Below are 15,592 nucleotides of genomic sequence, written 5' to 3' on the forward strand. Positions count from 1 at the left end.
CTTCATCGCGAGTAGATCCCTTCGTGGCCGAAGCGGTGGGCGAGTTTGTTGGCGCCGAGGATCAGGACCAGGCCGATGACGCCCTTGACCAGGCCGACGGCGGCGGCCGGACCCCACTGGCCGTCGAGGACGCCGTGGAAGTAGACGTAGGTGTCGAGTACTTCGGCCGCGTCGGCGCCGACGGCGTCGCGCTGCAGCAGGATCTGCTCGAAGCCGACCGAGAGAATGCTGCCCAGGTTGAGGATCAGCAGCAGCAATGTGACCGGCACGATGCCCGGCAGTGTCACGTGCCACAGCCGCCGCCACCGGTCGGCGCCGTCGATCGCGGCGGCCTCGTAGTGCTCGGTGTCGATGTTCAGCAGCGCGGCGAGGTAGATGATCGTGCCCCAGCCGGCGTCCTTCCAGATCAGCTGCAGTGTCACCAGCCAGGGGAAGAAGCCGGAGCTGGTCATCAGGTCGACCCGCGGCAGGCCGAGCTCGCCGAGTAGCTGGGGGAGCAGGCCGGTGCCGCCGATGAGCTGCTGGCTGATCGAGATCAGGATCACCCACCCGATGAAGTGCGGCAGGTACACGACGCTCTGCACGAACCGCTTGATCTTCGGGCTGATGATGCTGTTCAGCAGCAGGGCCAGGCCGATCGGCGCGGGGAAGAACAGGACCAGTTGCAGTACGGCGAACTTCAGCGTGTTCAGCAGTGCGCGGTAGAAGTCCGGCTCGGCGAACACGGTGAAGTTGCCCAGGCCGACCCACGGGCTGTCCTTGAAGCCGAGGTACGGCTGGTAGTCCTGGAAGACGATCACGTTCCCCAGCAGCGGCACGTAGTGGAACACCACGAAGAACAGGAAGCCGGGAAGGACCAGCAGCAGCATCACCCGGTCGCGGCGCAACCTGGCACGCAGGCTCGGTCCGCCCTGCGCCCGACGTGCCGCCCGACGGGCCGCCTGGCGCGCGGCGCGGTCCCGGCCGTCCGGCGCGCGGCCGGCGGATCGGCTGACGCGGTGCATGTGGCGCCTCCTGGTAGTAAGCGTTTGCTGCCTTGGGTGGCAGTAACGATGAAACGTTCACCGCCTTGCTGTCAAGCGCTCAGGGAGGTTGTCTTGACCTTCAGCGGATCTCGCGCCTACGGTTTCCAGTAACCGTTTACTAGGAGTGATCCGTGCCGAATCCTGAACCCGACCGGGGCAGCAGTCCGCGGTTGCGCACGCTCGTGGCGATGCCCGCGGACACCTGGTCGGAGGTCTTCACCCCCGCGACCCGCGACCGCCTGGCCACCGTCGCCGAGGTCCTCGGGGTGCGGGGTGGGGTGCCGCGGTTGGTGACATCGTTTGCGGATGTGGCGGACGAGTTGGCTGCGGCTGAGGTTTTGCTGACTGGGTGGGGGTGCCCGCGGATCACGGTCGAGGTGCTGGAGGCGGCGCCAAAGTTGCGGGCGATTGTGCACGCGGCGGGGACGATCAAGACGTTCGTCGATCCGGTCGTCTTCGAGCGCGGCGTGGAGGTTTCGTCGGCGGCCGCGGCGAACGCGGTCCCGGTCGCCGAGTTCACGCTCGCGGCGATCGTGCTGGCCGGCAAGCGCGCGTTCCGGCATCGCGACTGGTTCCGGACCTCCGGGATGAAACGTCCGTTGCCAGGGGCACCGATTCTCGGCACGCTCGGTACGACGGTCGGCGTGCTCGGAGCGTCGCGGATCGGACGGCTGGTACTGGAACGGCTGCGTGGGCTCGATGTCGACGTACTGGTGAACGATCCGTATCTGAGCCCGGCTGAAGCTGCGGAGTTCGGGGCCCGGTGGTGTGAGTTGCCGGAGCTGTTCGCGGCGAGCGACATCGTGAGTGTCCACGCTCCGTTGCTGCCGGAGACCGCGGGGCTGGTCTCGGCGGAGTTGCTGGCGGCGATGCCGGACGGCGGGGTGCTGATCAACACCGCGCGGGGCGGGCTGGTCGATCATGTCGCGCTCGAGCGTGAGTGCGTTTCCGGGCGTCTGGACGCGATCCTCGACGTCACTGCGCCTGAGCCACTGCCACTCGATTCGCCGATGCTCCAACTCCCGAACGTCTTCATCACCCCGCACCTGGCCGGTGCCATGGGCAACGAGTCCACGAGACTCGGCGAGGCCGCCGTCACCGAGATAGAACGCCTGGCCGCCGGAAAACCGCTCGCCCACGGGATAGCACGCGACGACCTAGGACGAATCGCATGAACCGACTCGGGTCGTTCTCCCGCCGGGCACGACAAGCGAATGTGTGCAGATGGACAGGAGGTGTCAGGCCGTCGGGTAGTGCACCTGAGCGTGATCGTCTCCGCGCGTACAGTGTCTCGCCGGTGCACTACCTGTCCAGCTGCACACCTTCCACGCAATCACCACACCACCTCACCCCACCAACCACGCGAGGCTCGACCTGCTCCCCGCTGACGGGTTATGTCTCGGCTGGCCTGCTACAACCTGCCATCGCGTACACACCCCGCCAGCCGCCAGCACCACATGCACGGATCACTCAAGCGGGGCGGAGTTGTCTTCGTGTGATGGCAGGGGGTGGGATCGCGTGAAGTTGCCGGGGTCGGACCGGGTGTTGTCTTCGTGGACTGGGTATACGCGGGGGACCTGGTTGGCGGTTGCCGATCGGTTGCTGGAGTCGTTGGTGCCGTGGTTTTCGGGGAGTGGGGCGCAGGTTCGGTTGCCGGGGCGGGGGAGTTGGTCGGGGGCGGATTGTGACGGGCTGGAAGGGTTTGCGCGGTCGTTCCTGCTGGCTGCGTTTCGGATTGCCGCGGACGGCGGGGACGATCGGCTGGTCGAGCGGTATACGAGCGGGCTGGTGGCGGGGGCCGCGGGTGAGTGGCCGCGGTTGACGCCGTGTTCGCAGCAGATGGTGGAGGCGGCGGCAATCGCGGCCGGCCTGCACGAGTCGCGGGCGTGGTTGTGGGACAAGCTCGACGTACGCGATCAGCAGGTGGTCGTCGACTGGCTGGGCGGGTTCGTCGGCTCACGGACGTGGGACAACAACTGGAGGTTGTTCCAGGTCGTCGGAGAGCAGTTCCTCGCATCGGTCGGAGCGCCGTACTCGCAGGACGACATCGACGCGGGCCTCCAGCGGATCGAGGACTGGTACGTCGGCGACGGTTGGTACTCGGACGGTCCGGGGCAGAACTTCGACCACTACATCGGCTGGGCGATGCACCTGTATCCGGGCTTGTGGACGCGGATGGCCGGACCGTCCGCGGACGATCGCCTGACCGTCTACCGCCAACGCCTGCACCGCTTTCTCGAGGACGCCGTACACCTCACCGGCTCCGACGGCGCACCGATCCACTTCGGTCGTTCACTCTGCTATCGCGTGGCCACTGCCGCGCCGTACTGGATGGGCGCGCTCCTTGACGCGACGCCGTTGACGCCCGGCCAGACCCGCCGGCTGTGCTCGGGCACCTTGCGCCACTTCGTCGACAACGGCGTCCCCGACGAGCGGGGACTTCTGTCGCTCGGTTGGCATCACCACTTCCTCCCGACCACGCAGCCGTACTCCGGACCCGCGTCGCCGTACTGGGCCTCCAAGGGCTTCCTCGGCCTCCTGCTTCCGGCCGACCACGACGTCTGGACCGCCCGCGAGTCCGCCCTGCCCCTCGACGAACACGACCAGGTACGGGCGATGCCCGCGCCCGGGTTCCTCGTGCAGGCAACCAAACACGACGGCATCGTCCGCCTCCTCAACCACGGCAGCGACCACGGAGCCGAGGGCGACGCCCACTACAACCGCCTCGCCTACTCGAGCCGAACCGGCCCCGAACTCACCGGCGAGCACCTCGACAACCACATCACCCTCAACGACAGCCTCCGCACGCAGATCCACCGCATCGGCGTGGCAGAAGCATCGGCCGCCTCGTGGTGGCAGGCAGATGCTGCGCGGATCGAGGTGGCGAGCGTCGTGCACGGGCGGATCGAGGTGCGGTGTGTGCTGATCGACGGACCAGCGGGTCTGGTGCGCCACGGGGGATACGCCGTGGCGGGCGAGGAAGAACCGGGCGTCAGTGTGCGGGGGACATGGGCGCAGGCGACGCGGGTCGACAGGCTGACGTCAGTGGTGGTCGGGTTGCATGGATACGAGCGTGCCGCCGTACAGCGTGGGCTCGACGCGAACGCGTTCGGTCCGCATTCGGCGACGCCGTACCTGGAGGCTCAGCACGAGGGGAAAGATCCGCTGGTGCTGGTGTCCGCGGTGGTACTGTCCGGCGACACGGTCTGGCCGCGGCAACTGGCCGAGAGCATCGACGTGACGGTGCACGGGCTGCACGTCACGGTCCGGTTCGCCGACGGTACGACGGCCGACGTACAGCTGGGTGAGGAGGTGGGTGATGGCGACGGAACCGCCCCGATCGAGGGCGCGCCGGCGTGACCCCGAGTCCGCCCGGACCATCCGGGACGTGGCTGCCCGCGCGGGCGTCTCCACCGCGACCGTCTCGCGTGTTGTCAACGGCAACTATCCGGTCGCGGCCTCGACCCGGGCCGCCGTCGAACGCGCGATGCGGGACCTCGGGTACGTCGCGAACGCGCACGCCCGCGCGCTCGCGGGGTCCACCACCCGCGTGGTCGGCATCGTGGTCAGCGAGATCGTCGATCCGTTCTTCGCCTACATCGCCCGCGGCGTCCAGTCCGAGGCGCTCGCCTCCGGCCGCCTCTGCCTGGTCTGCTCGACCCAGGGCGGTGAGTCCGCCGAGCTGCGGTTTGTCGACCTCCTGCTCGAACAGCGCGCCGACGCCGTGATCCTGGTCGGCGGCGCGGTCGAGGACAAGGAGTACTTCGCCGCGGTCGGGCAACGCGCCCGTCAGTTGGCGAACAACGGTTCGAGTCTGGTCCTCTGCGGCCGGCCGGGGCTGGAGGAGGGCGTGCCGGCGTACGCCGTCGAGTACGACAACACCGGCGGCGCGGCGGCGATCACCGATCATCTGCTCAGCGCCGGCCACACGAAGATCCTCTATCTGGGTGGGCCGACGACACTGTCCACGACGACCGCCAGGCTCCGCGGCTTCCGGCAGGCGTTCGCCGCGCGCAAGCTCGAACACGACCCGAACCTGGTCCGCACCGGCGCGTTCGGGCGGCAGTGGGGGTACCAGCAGACACTCCGGGCCCTCGACGACGGGCTCGACTTCACCGCGATCTTCGCCGCCAACGACATTGTCGCCGCGGGCGTGTACGCCGCCCTGCGCGAGCGCGGCCTGCGCATCCCGGACGACGTGTCGGTGGCCGGGTACGACGACGTACCGGTGGCTACCGAGCTGCAGCCGGCGTTGACAACTGTCCGGGTACCGCTGGAGGAACTCGGACGGGCCGCCGTACGGGCCGGGCTCGCGGGTCAGGAGCCGAGCGCGGATCCGTTCGCCCATCAGCAGCCGATGACCACGCTCGGCACCGTCGTCGTGGTCCGCGACTCCGTCGGACCGCCGCGGTCGTCGTGATCACTCACAGCGAACTCCCCGCCTCGGGGGCACTGGGTGATCGCGAAGATTCGCAGTGTGACCAGCGATGACACTATGTCCGGACCTGTCCGGCCTGGTGTCTCAGTGTGACTATGCGATGCTTGACATATCCACTGCGGACGCTTGAGACTCAGCTCACTTTCGCGATCCGAGAGCGCTCTCAACCCCCGTCCGAGTTTCAGGGAGCTTCGCATGCGGCCCAGTGCCCGCTATCGCCCCGTAGCCGGTGTCCTGGCCTGCGCCGCGATCCTCACCGCCGCAGCCTGCGGCGGCGGTTCCGGCACCCCCGAGTCCGGAGGCGCCGAGTCCGACGGGCCGAAGGTCGAGCTGACCATCGCCACCTTCAACGAGTTCGGGTACGCCGACCTGTACGCCGAGTACGAGGCCGAGCACCCGAACATCACGATCGTGGAGCGGCACGCCAAGACCGTCGACGACCACGTCAAGAACCTGGACGCGAACCTCGCCCGCGGCGCCGGCCTGGCCGACATCGAGGCGATGGAGGTCAGCTGGATCTACAAGTACCTGGCCAAGGACGACAAGTTCGTCGACCTGCGCAAGTACGGCGCTGACGACCTGCGGGACCGCTGGCTGGACTGGAAGGTGGCCGGCGCGACGACGCCGGACGGGAAGATCATCGGCTACGGCACCGACATCGGCCCGGAGGCGATCTGCTACCGCCGGGACCTGTTCGCGAAGGCCGGGCTGCCGACCGACCGGGCCAAGGTGGCCGAGCTGTTCCAGGACTGGCCGTCGTACTTCGCCACCGGGCGGAAGTTCAAGCAACGGGTGCCGGGCTCGGCCTGGTACGACTCCGCGGTGCTGACCTGGGAAGCCATGCGCAACCAGCTGATCGAGGCGTACTACTCGAACCAGGACCGCTTCCTCGGCGCTGAGAACCCGCGGCTGAAGAACGCCTGGGACCAGGTGGTCGCCGGAAGCAAGGACGGCCTGTCCGCGCGGCTGCCGGCTTGGAGCGACGCGTGGAACGCGGCGTTCCGCAGCGACAAGTTCGCGACCATGGCGTGCCCGGGCTGGCTGCTCGGCGTGATCCAGGACAACGCGGGCGCCTACGGCAAGGGTAAGTGGGACGTCGCCGACGTGTTCCCCGGCGGCGGTGGCAACTGGGGCGGGTCGTACCTGACCGTGCCGGCGCAGTCGGTGCACCCCGAGGAGGCCGCCAAGCTGGCCGCCTGGCTGACAGCGCCGGAGCAGCAGGTGAAGGTGTTCAAGAAGATCGGCTCGTTCCCGTCCACACTCGACGCGTACAACGACCCGCAGGTGAAGTCGCAGGTCAACGCGTACTTCAACAACGCGCCGGTCGGGCAGATCTTCGTCAACCGGGCCCGGAACGTGATCATCAAGCAGCACAAAGGCCCCCGCGACGGCGAGATCAACCAGATCTTCAGCGCGGCGCTGTCCCGCGTCGACGACGGCAAGCAGCCGCCGGACGTTGCCTGGAACCAGGCCCTCGCCCAGGCGGAGAAGGTCGCCGACACCCGCGTCGGCAATTAGGTCCTGTCGGCCAACACGCCACGTCCACCGGCCAACGTCCGACGCGCGGTCGGCCGGGGAGGTATTACGGTGTGAACGCGGGCCAATCGAGAACTGAGGAGGGCCGATGAACGAGTCTGGTTCTCCGACCTTGGAGCAGGTCGCGGCGCTCGCCGGGGTGTCGCGGGCAACGGTCTCGCGAGTGGTGAACGGATCGCCGAAGGTGCTGCCGGACACGGTCGCCGCGGTCGAGCAGGCGATCCTGCAGCTCGGCTACGTGCCGAACCGGGCGGCCCGCGCGCTCGTGACGCGGCGGACCGACTCGATCGCGATCGTCGTACCGGAGCCGGACAGCCGGGTGTTCTCCGACCCGTTCTTCGCCGGCATGCTCAGCGGCGTCAGCCGGACGCTCGCGCCGACGTCGTCCCAGCTCGTGCTGCTGATCGAGCCCGCCCCCGAACCGACCGGGGTCGACGACCAGCGGCTGCTGCGCTACCTGCGCGGCGGGCACGTGGACGGCGCGATCATCATCAGCCACCACGGCCGCGACAACGTGCTGCAGGAGCTGGCGCAGTTGCCGCTGCCGATCGTGTTCAGCGCGCGGCCGCTCGGGGTCGACGTACCGGTGGCGAGTGTGGACGTGGACAACGTTGCCGGCGCCCGGACCGGGGTCGAGCACCTGCTGTCGATCGGACGCCGCAAGATCGGGACCGTCACCGGGCCGCTCGACATGACCGCCGGCATCGACCGCCTGACCGGCTACCAGGAAGTGATGAAGGAAGCCGGTCTGCCCGCGATCATCGCGTACGGCGACTTCACCGCGGACGGTGGTGAGCAGGCGACACTGCGCCTCCTCGACGAGCACCCTGACCTGGACGGCCTGTTCGTTGCGTCCGACCTGATGGCGACCGCGGCTCTTCGTGTCCTGTCCCAGCACGGACGCCGGGTCCCCGCGGATGTGGCCGTGGTCGGCTTCGACGACTCGGTCCTCGCCACCACGACCACCCCGAAGCTCACCACGGTCCGCCAGCCCGTGGAACAGCTGGGCGCCCGCCTCGCCCAGATCCTCCTGGCAAAGATCGCGGGCGCCGACCTCACCGCCCCCGAGATCTACGACACCGAACTGATCATCCGCGACAGCGCCTGAGCCTAGGGCCGGCTGACTACGGCTCCGGGGCGACGCCCGTCACCTGGCCGTGTTGGTCTGTGGTGTAGCGGCCCGCGCTGAGGTCGACCAGCACGAGTCGGTTGCCGAACGGGTCGGACACCGTCGCGACGTGGCCCACCGGGATGTCGGTGGGGCCGCTGAGCAGCTGACCACCGGCTGCCGTGATCGCGTCGATCGCCTGGTCCACCGAGTGCACCAACCAGTTCGGCTCGGATGGCAAACGTGTCGAAAGCACGATCTCGGTCGCCGACTCCGGGCAGCGGAGGCCGGCCTGTCCGAGGTCGTCGTTGCGCCACAGCAGGTCATGTCCCAGTCCGTCCCGATAGAACTCGAGGCCTGCGTCCAAATCGGGAACCGCGAGGACGACCGCATCAACGCTGCGAAGTGGGGCTTGAGCGCTCATGGGCGACATCCTCGGTCGAGGCTCCGACATTTCCGGCTAGGGCGGGTCGTTCTCGAACTGGAACTGGACGCGGATCGAGTCGTTCAGCGGGATGACGACCGTGGTGCCGGAGGCGGACCACTTCTGCGGCACCAGGAACAGCCGGTTCTCGCCCACCACCAGCAGACGGAGTCCCCGGTAGCGGTAGTGGAAGGTCTGGCCCGCGCTGGACTGGAGCGCGGTCTCCTCGATGCCGGGGGAGCGAAGGGCGAGCCGCTCCTTGGTGTCGAGGATGACGACCGGGAAGCGGCTGAGGTCGCGGGCGTCGGCCTTGGCCAGGCCGCGGCCGATGTACTGGGCGGTGGTCGCCGCTGCCCAGAAGATGCAGGCGACCGCGACGACGGCGAGCAGGGCGAGGAGGATCCCTTGCCGATCGAGCCCCGGGTCGACCTTGCGGCGAAGATACGTGAGGTAGGCCAGGACTGCGGCGGACAGGCCGATCACGGCGGGGACGACGAACGCGTAGTACGCCAGCTGTCCGATGAACGGGTACGCGAGCAGGGCCGCCACGCCCAGGACGAGGACCGCGACGGTGATGCGTACGGCCCGGCGTACGGCACCGGCAGTCGGATGGATCGCCTTGTGCAGAACGAGAGCGGCGACCGCGAGCAGCGCGATCAGCAGCAGGGGGACCGAGAGTGGTTGTGGACTGCGCATGACGTAGTCCTGCGTACTCAAGCCGATCGTGTCGACGTCGATCCCGAAGTACTCGTACTGTGAGCGCGCCGAGACGTAGCCGAAGTAGAACAGCAGCGCACTGAGCAAGGTCACCGGCGTGATGATCCCCGCGGCGAAGCTGATCCACCGCTCGGCCTGCGACCGCTCGGCCTGCGACCGCTCGGCCTGCGACCGCTCGTCCGCCATCGCTCAGCCGTCCGACGGCGTCTCAGCGGGCGTCTCGGCGGGAGTCTCGGGGGTCTCGGGCGGCGTCTCGCTCGGTTGCGGGCCGCCGAGTGCGCGCGAGTCGAAGCCGATCTGGCTGACGCCACCGCGCTTGAGCGCTTCACAGTCTTCCGCGGTTGCGCACGTCGCGTCCGCGGTGATGATCAAGGTGGCGTGGTGTCCTTCGGCGTTCGTCACCTGCCGGACTCCGGCGAAGCAGGCCGGTGTGTCGCCGGAGCGGACCTGGTGCCCGGTGCACTCCGGGCTCTGGCCGCCACAGCCGGACTGGTCGATCTCGAAGTACTTGTCGTCCTGGCTCAGAGTGGGTGCGCGGTAAGTCACCGTGGCGCCTTGCGGAAGCTCCAGCCCGGTCAGGCTGACGCCGACGCATTGCTTGGCCTGGTCGTCCGGCTGGTTCGCCTCGGCTCCCGGACCGATCGGGAGCGTTGCGATCTCGACCGCCGGCTTGTTCTGCCGCGGCTGCGTCGTCTCGGCGCCCGTCGGCTCCGGGGCCGGCTCGCTGGTGCTGTCGGAGGTCGTGGTCTCGTCCGGTGGCGACGTACCTCCGCCACCTGACGTGTCGGAGCATCCCGCCGCCAGCAACGCGACTACGGAAACCATCACAGCCCAGGCGCGCATCATGACCACCCCCACGAACAGAATGACCCTGCGTGCAGAACGCCACAACACTTTGTTCACTCTCCGCTGCGACAAGAGCTACAACCGTGATATCTCTGAGGAAAAGGGGGGATGCATGACCGACCACGAGATTCGGATTGCGTTGGTGCTGAACGGGGGTGTCAGCCTGGCGGTCTGGATGGGTGGGGTGACGCACGAGCTGGATCTGATCCGGCGTGCGTCCGGTGGCGACGACGCGCCCGGTCCGCAGCCGTACGACGCGGTGCTCGCGGATCGCTGGCGGGAGTTGTGCCGGCGCGGCGAGGAACGGCGCCGGGTGGTGGTCGACGTGATCGCGGGGACGAGCGCCGGCGGTCTGAACGGTTCGCTGCTGGCGACCGCGATCGCGAACGGCTCGACCCTCGACCCCGATGGCGACAACGGTCCGTGGCTGCGCCAGAAGTGGATCGGTCTCGGGTCGCTCGGGGTCGGCAAACTGGTGCCGTCCGCGGGAGCGAAGTCGACCTCGGTGCTCGACGGCAAGTACTTCCTGCGGCAGCTCGAGGATCTGCTCAAGGGCGTCGCCGACGCGGGCGAGAGCAAGGCGGAGGAGCCGGTGACGTTGTTCGTCACCGCCTCCGGGTTGGGTGTGCAGCAGTTCGAGGCGAAGGACGCCGCGGGCCAGGCGTTCGTCGTACCGGATCATCGGTACTTGTACGGCTTCACGAGTGAGGACGCTCCGACGTACGACGGTGCGCAGCGGAAGTTCACCGTCGAAGAGAAGAACGGGCTGAAGGACACCGACCTGCTCGCGCGGGCGGCCCGTGCGTCCGCGTCGTTCCCGGCCGCGTTCGGTCCGGTGCTGGAGACGCCGGAGCTGGCCGCGCAACCGCCGCGGATCCAGCCCGGCCCGGCCGAAACCGGATCCTGGCTCGTCGACGGCGGCGTCCTCGACAACGCCCCGTTCGGCCCGGTGCTCGACGTCGTCGCCCGGCGTCCGGTCAACGGCAAGGCGACCCGCTACGTGCTGTACGTCGTACCGTCGGCGGGGATCGGACGCGCGTCGACCGCGTTGCCCGGGGCGAAGGAGCCGAGTTGGCGGGTCGCGGCGATGTCCGCGGTGCAGTTCCCGCGCGAGGTGGACTTCCGCTCCGACGTCGAGCAGCTGGAACGCCTGCTCCTGGAGGCGGACGCGTCCTGGTCCGACAGTCAGCGCCTCTTCGACCGTTGCCTGAAGCAACCAGAGGAGCGGGGGCGGCTGAAGGCGGCGGCCGAGGCGCTGCAACCGGCGTACTCGCGGGGACGTGCGGCCGGTGGCGTGTGGGAGGCCGTCACGATCGCGAGTCACGACCAGTCGACCGTGCTGGACGCCGCGACCGCGCTCTCGGAGTCGGAGATCGACGAGATCCTCACCACCGAGCACCCGTGGGTCCCGGGTCCGGACGGCTCCACGGCGGCCCTCCGCGACGATGCCGACGGCAACCCGAGCTGGTTGTGGGGGACCGGCGCTGCCGAGCGGATCGTCCGGCTGATCCTGCGTTCGTTGCGCAATCGCATCAGCGCGGCGCCGCAGGACGAGCGCGCCGATCTGGACAAGCTGCTGACCGCGGCGAGCGACTGCCTGATGAAGGTGCAGGCGGTTCGCGACGCACTCGACGTACAACTGGCTGTCGCGGATCTCGATCTCCGTCCGGCGGGTGGCGCGGAAGCCGTCGCGGTCGGGCTGAACGACATCTTCGAGCAGTTGCAGATCCAGCGTGCGCTCGGTGACGCGTTCGCCACCCTGATCGCGGTCATCGGCTGGGAGCTCGTCGACACGGCGCTCGAGGTCGAGATCGTTTCCCGCTGTACGTCGGCACGCACGCCGCAGCAACGCAGCGCCCCGTTCCAGTTCCTTCGCCTCGGACCGGACATCCCGCTCGCGGTGCTCGACGAGTTGCAGGAAGGGTCGATCGCGAACCAGCTGAACGACCGCATCCTGTACGGCAGCCAGGTGGGTCACTTCGGCGCCTTCGGTGCGGCCGACTGGCGGCGGTGGGACTGGCTGATGGGCCGGTTGCACTGCGTCGCGCACCTCGGCGCGATGCTCGGTGCGGACGCGGACTGGATCCGCGAGACCCAGCGTCAGGTCCTGCAGGCTGAAGGCTGGCAGCTCGACGCGGTCGCCGAGCGGATCGAACGGCTGGCCAAGGACTTCCCGGTCGACGCCGGCATCGGCGCGCTGGTGACGATGCGGGACGAGCTGAACGCGTCACCCGAAGGCCGTGCGATCACCAAGGGGATCGCGGACCGAATGGTCGACGTCTCCGGTGGTCTCGGCCCACAGGTCGGCAGCTGGGTGAAGGCGGCCGCGGGCCGCAAGCATCAGCCCGGTTCGTGGCTGCTGCGGACCGCGCGCTGGTTCACCGAACCCGCCCGCCAGACCGCGTGGGACCGGATGGTGCGCGGCGCCAAGCTGAGTCCCGCGCAGCGGCCGACGATCTTCGAGCCATGGTTGCCTGCGGCAACGGCTGTCGTCGGCGTCGTACTGCTGGTGCTGTCCGGTCTCGTCGACGCCGTACGGATCCCGGCCGCGGTGCTGGCCGGCGCGGTGCTTGCACTGAGCGCGGTGCTCGGCGTGATCACCTGGTACGTACGTCGCGCGCGCCGCCGGATCCGCGCGTGGATCGAGAAGCGGATGCCCGAGATCGGCGGGACCTCCTAACTCAGATCCGCGAAATTGCCGGGGTTATCCGTTGTCGTTGCGGGTTCTCTGCTCGTACACCGCCTGAGTCAGGGGCTGCTGATCTCGGCGCTCCCGACCTGACCAGCTCGCGGGGCGTGCCCCGCGCGCTCGGGGGTTTGAACAGGTTATTGCGTGTCTAGGCCCACCACTTCCTGTTCAACGGCTCCCCAGATTGGGCTAGTCCAGGGTTACGAAGTCGATGAGTTCTTCGACGCGGCCGAGCAGGGCCGGGTCGAGGTCCGCGAAGCTGTTCACCTTGGACAGGATGTGCTTCCAGGCGGCGGCGACGTCGGCCTGATCGGTGGCCGGCCAGCCGAACGCCTGCAGCACGCCCTTCTTCCAGTCCTGCCCGTGCGGGATCCGCGGCCACGCCTTGATGCCGACCGACGACGGCTTGACCGCCTCCCAGATGTCGATGAACGGGTGGCCCACGACGTGCACGTACCGGTTCGACACCTGCGCGGCGATCTTCGACTCCTTCGACCCCTCGACCAGGTGGTCGACGAGTACGCCGAGCCGCCGGCCGGGACCGGGCTGGAACCGGTTGACGATCTCGACCAGGTCGTCGACGCCTTCGAGGTACTCGACCACGACGCCCTCGATCCGCAGGTCGTCGCCCCACACCTTCTCGACCAGCTCCGCGTCGTGCCGGCCCTCGACATAGATCCGGCTGGCCCGCGCCACCTTCGCGCGAACGTTGTCGACGGCCACCGATCCCGACGCGGTCCGGGTCTTCTTCGCCGGACCGGCCTTCTTCGGCGGCTTCAGGCTGACCGGTTTGCCGTCGATCCAGAACCCCGGACCGAGCGGGTACGTGCGGATCTTGCCGTGCCGGTCCTCCAGGTCGACGACGCCGTGCTCCCAGCGCACGATCGCCCCGACGAACCCCGAACTCGGCTCCTCGACAACCATGCCTTTCGCGATCTCGACCTCAACCGTCCGCCCGTTCTTGGGCTTCCGCCAGTCACCCGCAAGCACATCATTCCCATACCTGTCAGCCACCCGCCCAACGCTATGTCCCCACCACCCCCTTCCCGCTCAACCACACACCCATTTCCCACCACCTCAGCTCACAGGAACCCGACCTGGAGACAGGAAGTCGGCCCAGCACACCCGAAATAACCTGTCCAACGCCCCCGCGCTGGTGTCTCAGCCCCCACCAGTGGCGAACCGGAGAACCCTCTAATAGGTAGGAGCCGCGTGTGTGGCGGTCGACTGGCGGGTTGGGCTGGTGAGTGTGAGAACGAAGTACGCGACGAAGCCGACCACGAGACCGACGGCCCAGGAGTAGTCGTACAGCGGCTTGAGGAACGGGATCAGGCCGTCCTGGGGGAACGGGCCGGCGCCCGGGTTCGAGTACGCGCCGCCGACGGCGAGCAGTGCGCCGAGCAGGGTGGCGACGACGCCGCGCCAGTTCCAGCCGGCGGCGTACCAGTAGCGGCCGCCGGGGCGGTAGAGGTCGGCGAGGTTCAGGTTCGTCCGGTCGATCGCCCAGTAGCCCGCGATCAGTACGCCGGCCACCGACGCGAGCAGACCGCCGTAGAACGACAGCCACACGAAGATGTAGATCGACGGGTCCGAGATCAGCCGCCACGGCTGGATCAGGATGCCGATCACACCGGTCAGCAGACCCGCGGTCCGGAAGTTCAGCCACCGCGGCAGCGCGTTCGCGAAGTCGTACGACGGACTCACGACGTTGGCCGCGACGTTGCAGGACATCGTCGCGAGGATCGCCATCACCAGGCCGATCGTGACGACCACCGGGTTCTCGAACCGGCGAGTGAGCTCGACCGGGTCCCAGATCGCCGAGCCGTACAGCACGACCGTGCCGGACGTGGTGATGATCGAGACCAGCGCGATGAACGACATCGTGGTCGGCAGCCCGATGATCTGTCCCCAGACCTGCGCGCGCTGCCCCTTACCGAACCGGGTGAAGTCCGGCATGTTCAACGACAGGGTCGCCCAGAACGCGATCATGCCCATCAGCGACGGCGCGAAGATCTTCCAGAAGTCGGCGTCCCAGCCGAGTTTCGACGGCTGTTCCAGGATCGGGCCGAAGCCACCGGCCTTGACCAGGATCGCGACCATCAGCACGAGGAACGCCACCGTGACCAGCGGGGCCGCCCAGTTCTCGAACCGGCGCAGCCCTTCGATCCCGCGGAAGATCAGCACCATCTGCAGCACCCAGAAGAACGCGAAGCTCAGCCACATCGTCCACGGATGCCCGCCGATCGCGGACGCCTCGGCCCAGCCCTTGCCGAACAGTTCGCCGACGATCACGTAGATCGCCTGCCCGCCGATCCAGGTCTGGATCCCGAACCAGCCGCAGGCGATGAAGGCCCGCAGCAACGCCGGGAAGTTCGCGCCGCGGACGCCGTAGAACGCCCGCGCGAAGACCGGGAACGGGATGCCGTACTTCGTTCCCGCGTGGCTGTTCAGCAGCAGCGGGACGAGCACGATCAAGTTCCCCAGAGTGATCGTGAAGAACGCCTGCAGCCAGTTCATCCCGATCGCGACCAGGCCGGACGCGAGCAGGTAGCTGGGGATGTTGTGCGCCATCCCCATCCACAGCGCGGCGTAGTTGTACGTCGTCCAGGTGCGCTCGGGCAACCGCGTCGGCGCCAGCTCCGCGTTGGCGTACCGGCTGTCCGCCAGCGCATCAGGATCGGCTAGTTCGACGCGTCCGTCGGGGTGAACGGTTTGCTGGGTCAGTACAGCCATGAGTCCCACCCCATCCGGTCGGGCGATGTCCGTTCCGAACAAGTTGCGGGACGGGATGACGTCGTGTCAACGGACA

12 protein-coding genes are annotated in these 15,592 nt (G+C 68.5%); 6 read left to right on the forward strand and 6 right to left on the reverse strand.

What is annotated here, in order from left to right; genetic code table 11:
* Positions 1-2 precede the first annotated feature (2 nt).
* Entirely contained in the window at positions 3-1,004 is a 1,002-nt protein-coding gene (locus EV651_RS01630) for a sugar ABC transporter permease (protein ID WP_238156584.1), read from the reverse strand.
* A 152-nt stretch (positions 1,005-1,156) separates the two neighbouring features.
* Here EV651_RS01630 and EV651_RS01635 point away from each other — a divergent pair, with 152 nt between their 5' ends.
* The 5 genes from EV651_RS01635 (at position 1,157) to EV651_RS01655 (ending at position 8,107) form a co-directional block, all read left to right on the forward strand.
* The gene (locus tag EV651_RS01635; protein ID WP_238156585.1) at positions 1,157-2,200 is read left to right on the forward strand and encodes a hydroxyacid dehydrogenase; all 1,044 of its coding nucleotides are present in this window, start codon (positions 1,157-1,159) and stop codon (positions 2,198-2,200) included.
* Positions 2,201-2,567: 367 nt separating this feature from the next.
* The gene (locus EV651_RS01640) at positions 2,568-4,385 is read left to right on the forward strand and encodes a DUF2264 domain-containing protein (protein ID WP_238156643.1); all 1,818 of its coding nucleotides are present in this window, start codon (positions 2,568-2,570) and stop codon (positions 4,383-4,385) included.
* A complete protein-coding gene (locus EV651_RS01645; protein ID WP_133781183.1) occupies positions 4,345-5,445 on the forward strand; it encodes a LacI family DNA-binding transcriptional regulator in 1,101 nt (366 codons plus the stop codon). Before EV651_RS01640 ends, EV651_RS01645 begins: the two co-directional genes overlap by 41 nt.
* 213 nt (positions 5,446-5,658) lie before the next feature.
* Positions 5,659-6,981, forward strand: coding sequence for an ABC transporter substrate-binding protein (locus EV651_RS01650; RefSeq protein ID WP_133781185.1), 1,323 nt, complete (start codon positions 5,659-5,661; stop codon positions 6,979-6,981).
* Positions 6,982-7,087: 106 nt separating this feature from the next.
* On the forward strand, positions 7,088-8,107 hold the full coding sequence (locus tag EV651_RS01655; RefSeq protein ID WP_133781187.1) for a LacI family DNA-binding transcriptional regulator: 1,020 nt from the start codon (positions 7,088-7,090) through the stop codon (positions 8,105-8,107).
* A gap of 16 nt (positions 8,108-8,123) precedes the next feature.
* Here EV651_RS01655 and EV651_RS01660 read toward each other — a convergent pair whose 3' ends face one another.
* The 3 genes from EV651_RS01660 to EV651_RS01670 are packed head-to-tail and all read right to left on the reverse strand — an operon-like array spanning position 8,124 to position 10,073.
* Positions 8,124-8,531, reverse strand: a complete 408-nt coding sequence (locus EV651_RS01660; protein ID WP_166658460.1) for a VOC family protein — start codon at positions 8,529-8,531, stop codon at positions 8,124-8,126.
* A gap of 36 nt (positions 8,532-8,567) precedes the next feature.
* Positions 8,568-9,434, reverse strand: coding sequence for a hypothetical protein (locus tag EV651_RS01665; RefSeq protein ID WP_133781191.1), 867 nt, complete (start codon positions 9,432-9,434; stop codon positions 8,568-8,570).
* A gap of 3 nt (positions 9,435-9,437) precedes the next feature.
* Positions 9,438-10,073: a hypothetical protein gene (locus tag EV651_RS01670; RefSeq protein ID WP_133781193.1), complete on the reverse strand. Its 636-nt coding sequence runs from the start codon at positions 10,071-10,073 to the stop codon at positions 9,438-9,440.
* A gap of 133 nt (positions 10,074-10,206) precedes the next feature.
* Between EV651_RS01670 and EV651_RS01675 the strand changes: the two genes are divergently transcribed.
* Complete coding sequence (locus EV651_RS01675; RefSeq protein ID WP_166658461.1) at positions 10,207-12,774, forward strand: DUF3376 domain-containing protein; 2,568 nt, start codon at positions 10,207-10,209, stop codon at positions 12,772-12,774.
* Between the two features lie 198 nt (positions 12,775-12,972).
* Here EV651_RS01675 and EV651_RS01680 read toward each other — a convergent pair whose 3' ends face one another.
* On the reverse strand, positions 12,973-13,797 hold the full coding sequence (locus EV651_RS01680) for a DUF3097 domain-containing protein (protein ID WP_133781197.1): 825 nt from the start codon (positions 13,795-13,797) through the stop codon (positions 12,973-12,975).
* A 180-nt stretch (positions 13,798-13,977) separates the two neighbouring features.
* On the reverse strand, positions 13,978-15,516 hold the full coding sequence (locus tag EV651_RS01685; RefSeq protein ID WP_133781200.1) for an NCS1 family nucleobase:cation symporter-1: 1,539 nt from the start codon (positions 15,514-15,516) through the stop codon (positions 13,978-13,980).
* Positions 15,517-15,592 lie beyond the last annotated feature (76 nt).

Origin of the sequence: Kribbella sp. VKM Ac-2571 (assembly GCF_004362255.1) — a bacterium.
GTDB classification, from domain to species: Bacteria; Actinomycetota; Actinomycetes; order Propionibacteriales; family Kribbellaceae; genus Kribbella; species Kribbella pratensis.

Bases quoted from the DNA above. Each gene is read 5' to 3' on its own strand.
- EV651_RS01630 (WP_238156584.1), bottom strand. From the start codon at position 1,004: ATGCACCGCGTCAGCCGATCCGCCGGCCGCGCGCCGGACGGCCGGGAC.
- EV651_RS01645 (WP_133781183.1), top strand. From the start codon at position 4,345: ATGGCGACGGAACCGCCCCGATCGAGGGCGCGCCGGCGTGACCCCGAG.
- EV651_RS01650 (WP_133781185.1), top strand. From the start codon at position 5,659: ATGCGGCCCAGTGCCCGCTATCGCCCCGTAGCCGGTGTCCTGGCCTGC.
- EV651_RS01655 (WP_133781187.1), top strand. From the start codon at position 7,088: ATGAACGAGTCTGGTTCTCCGACCTTGGAGCAGGTCGCGGCGCTCGCC.
- EV651_RS01660 (WP_166658460.1), bottom strand. From the start codon at position 8,531: ATGAGCGCTCAAGCCCCACTTCGCAGCGTTGATGCGGTCGTCCTCGCG.
- EV651_RS01665 (WP_133781191.1), bottom strand. From the start codon at position 9,434: ATGGCGGACGAGCGGTCGCAGGCCGAGCGGTCGCAGGCCGAGCGGTCG.
- EV651_RS01670 (WP_133781193.1), bottom strand. From the start codon at position 10,073: ATGGTTTCCGTAGTCGCGTTGCTGGCGGCGGGATGCTCCGACACGTCA.
- EV651_RS01675 (WP_166658461.1), top strand. From the start codon at position 10,207: ATGACCGACCACGAGATTCGGATTGCGTTGGTGCTGAACGGGGGTGTC.
- EV651_RS01685 (WP_133781200.1), bottom strand. From the start codon at position 15,516: ATGGCTGTACTGACCCAGCAAACCGTTCACCCCGACGGACGCGTCGAA.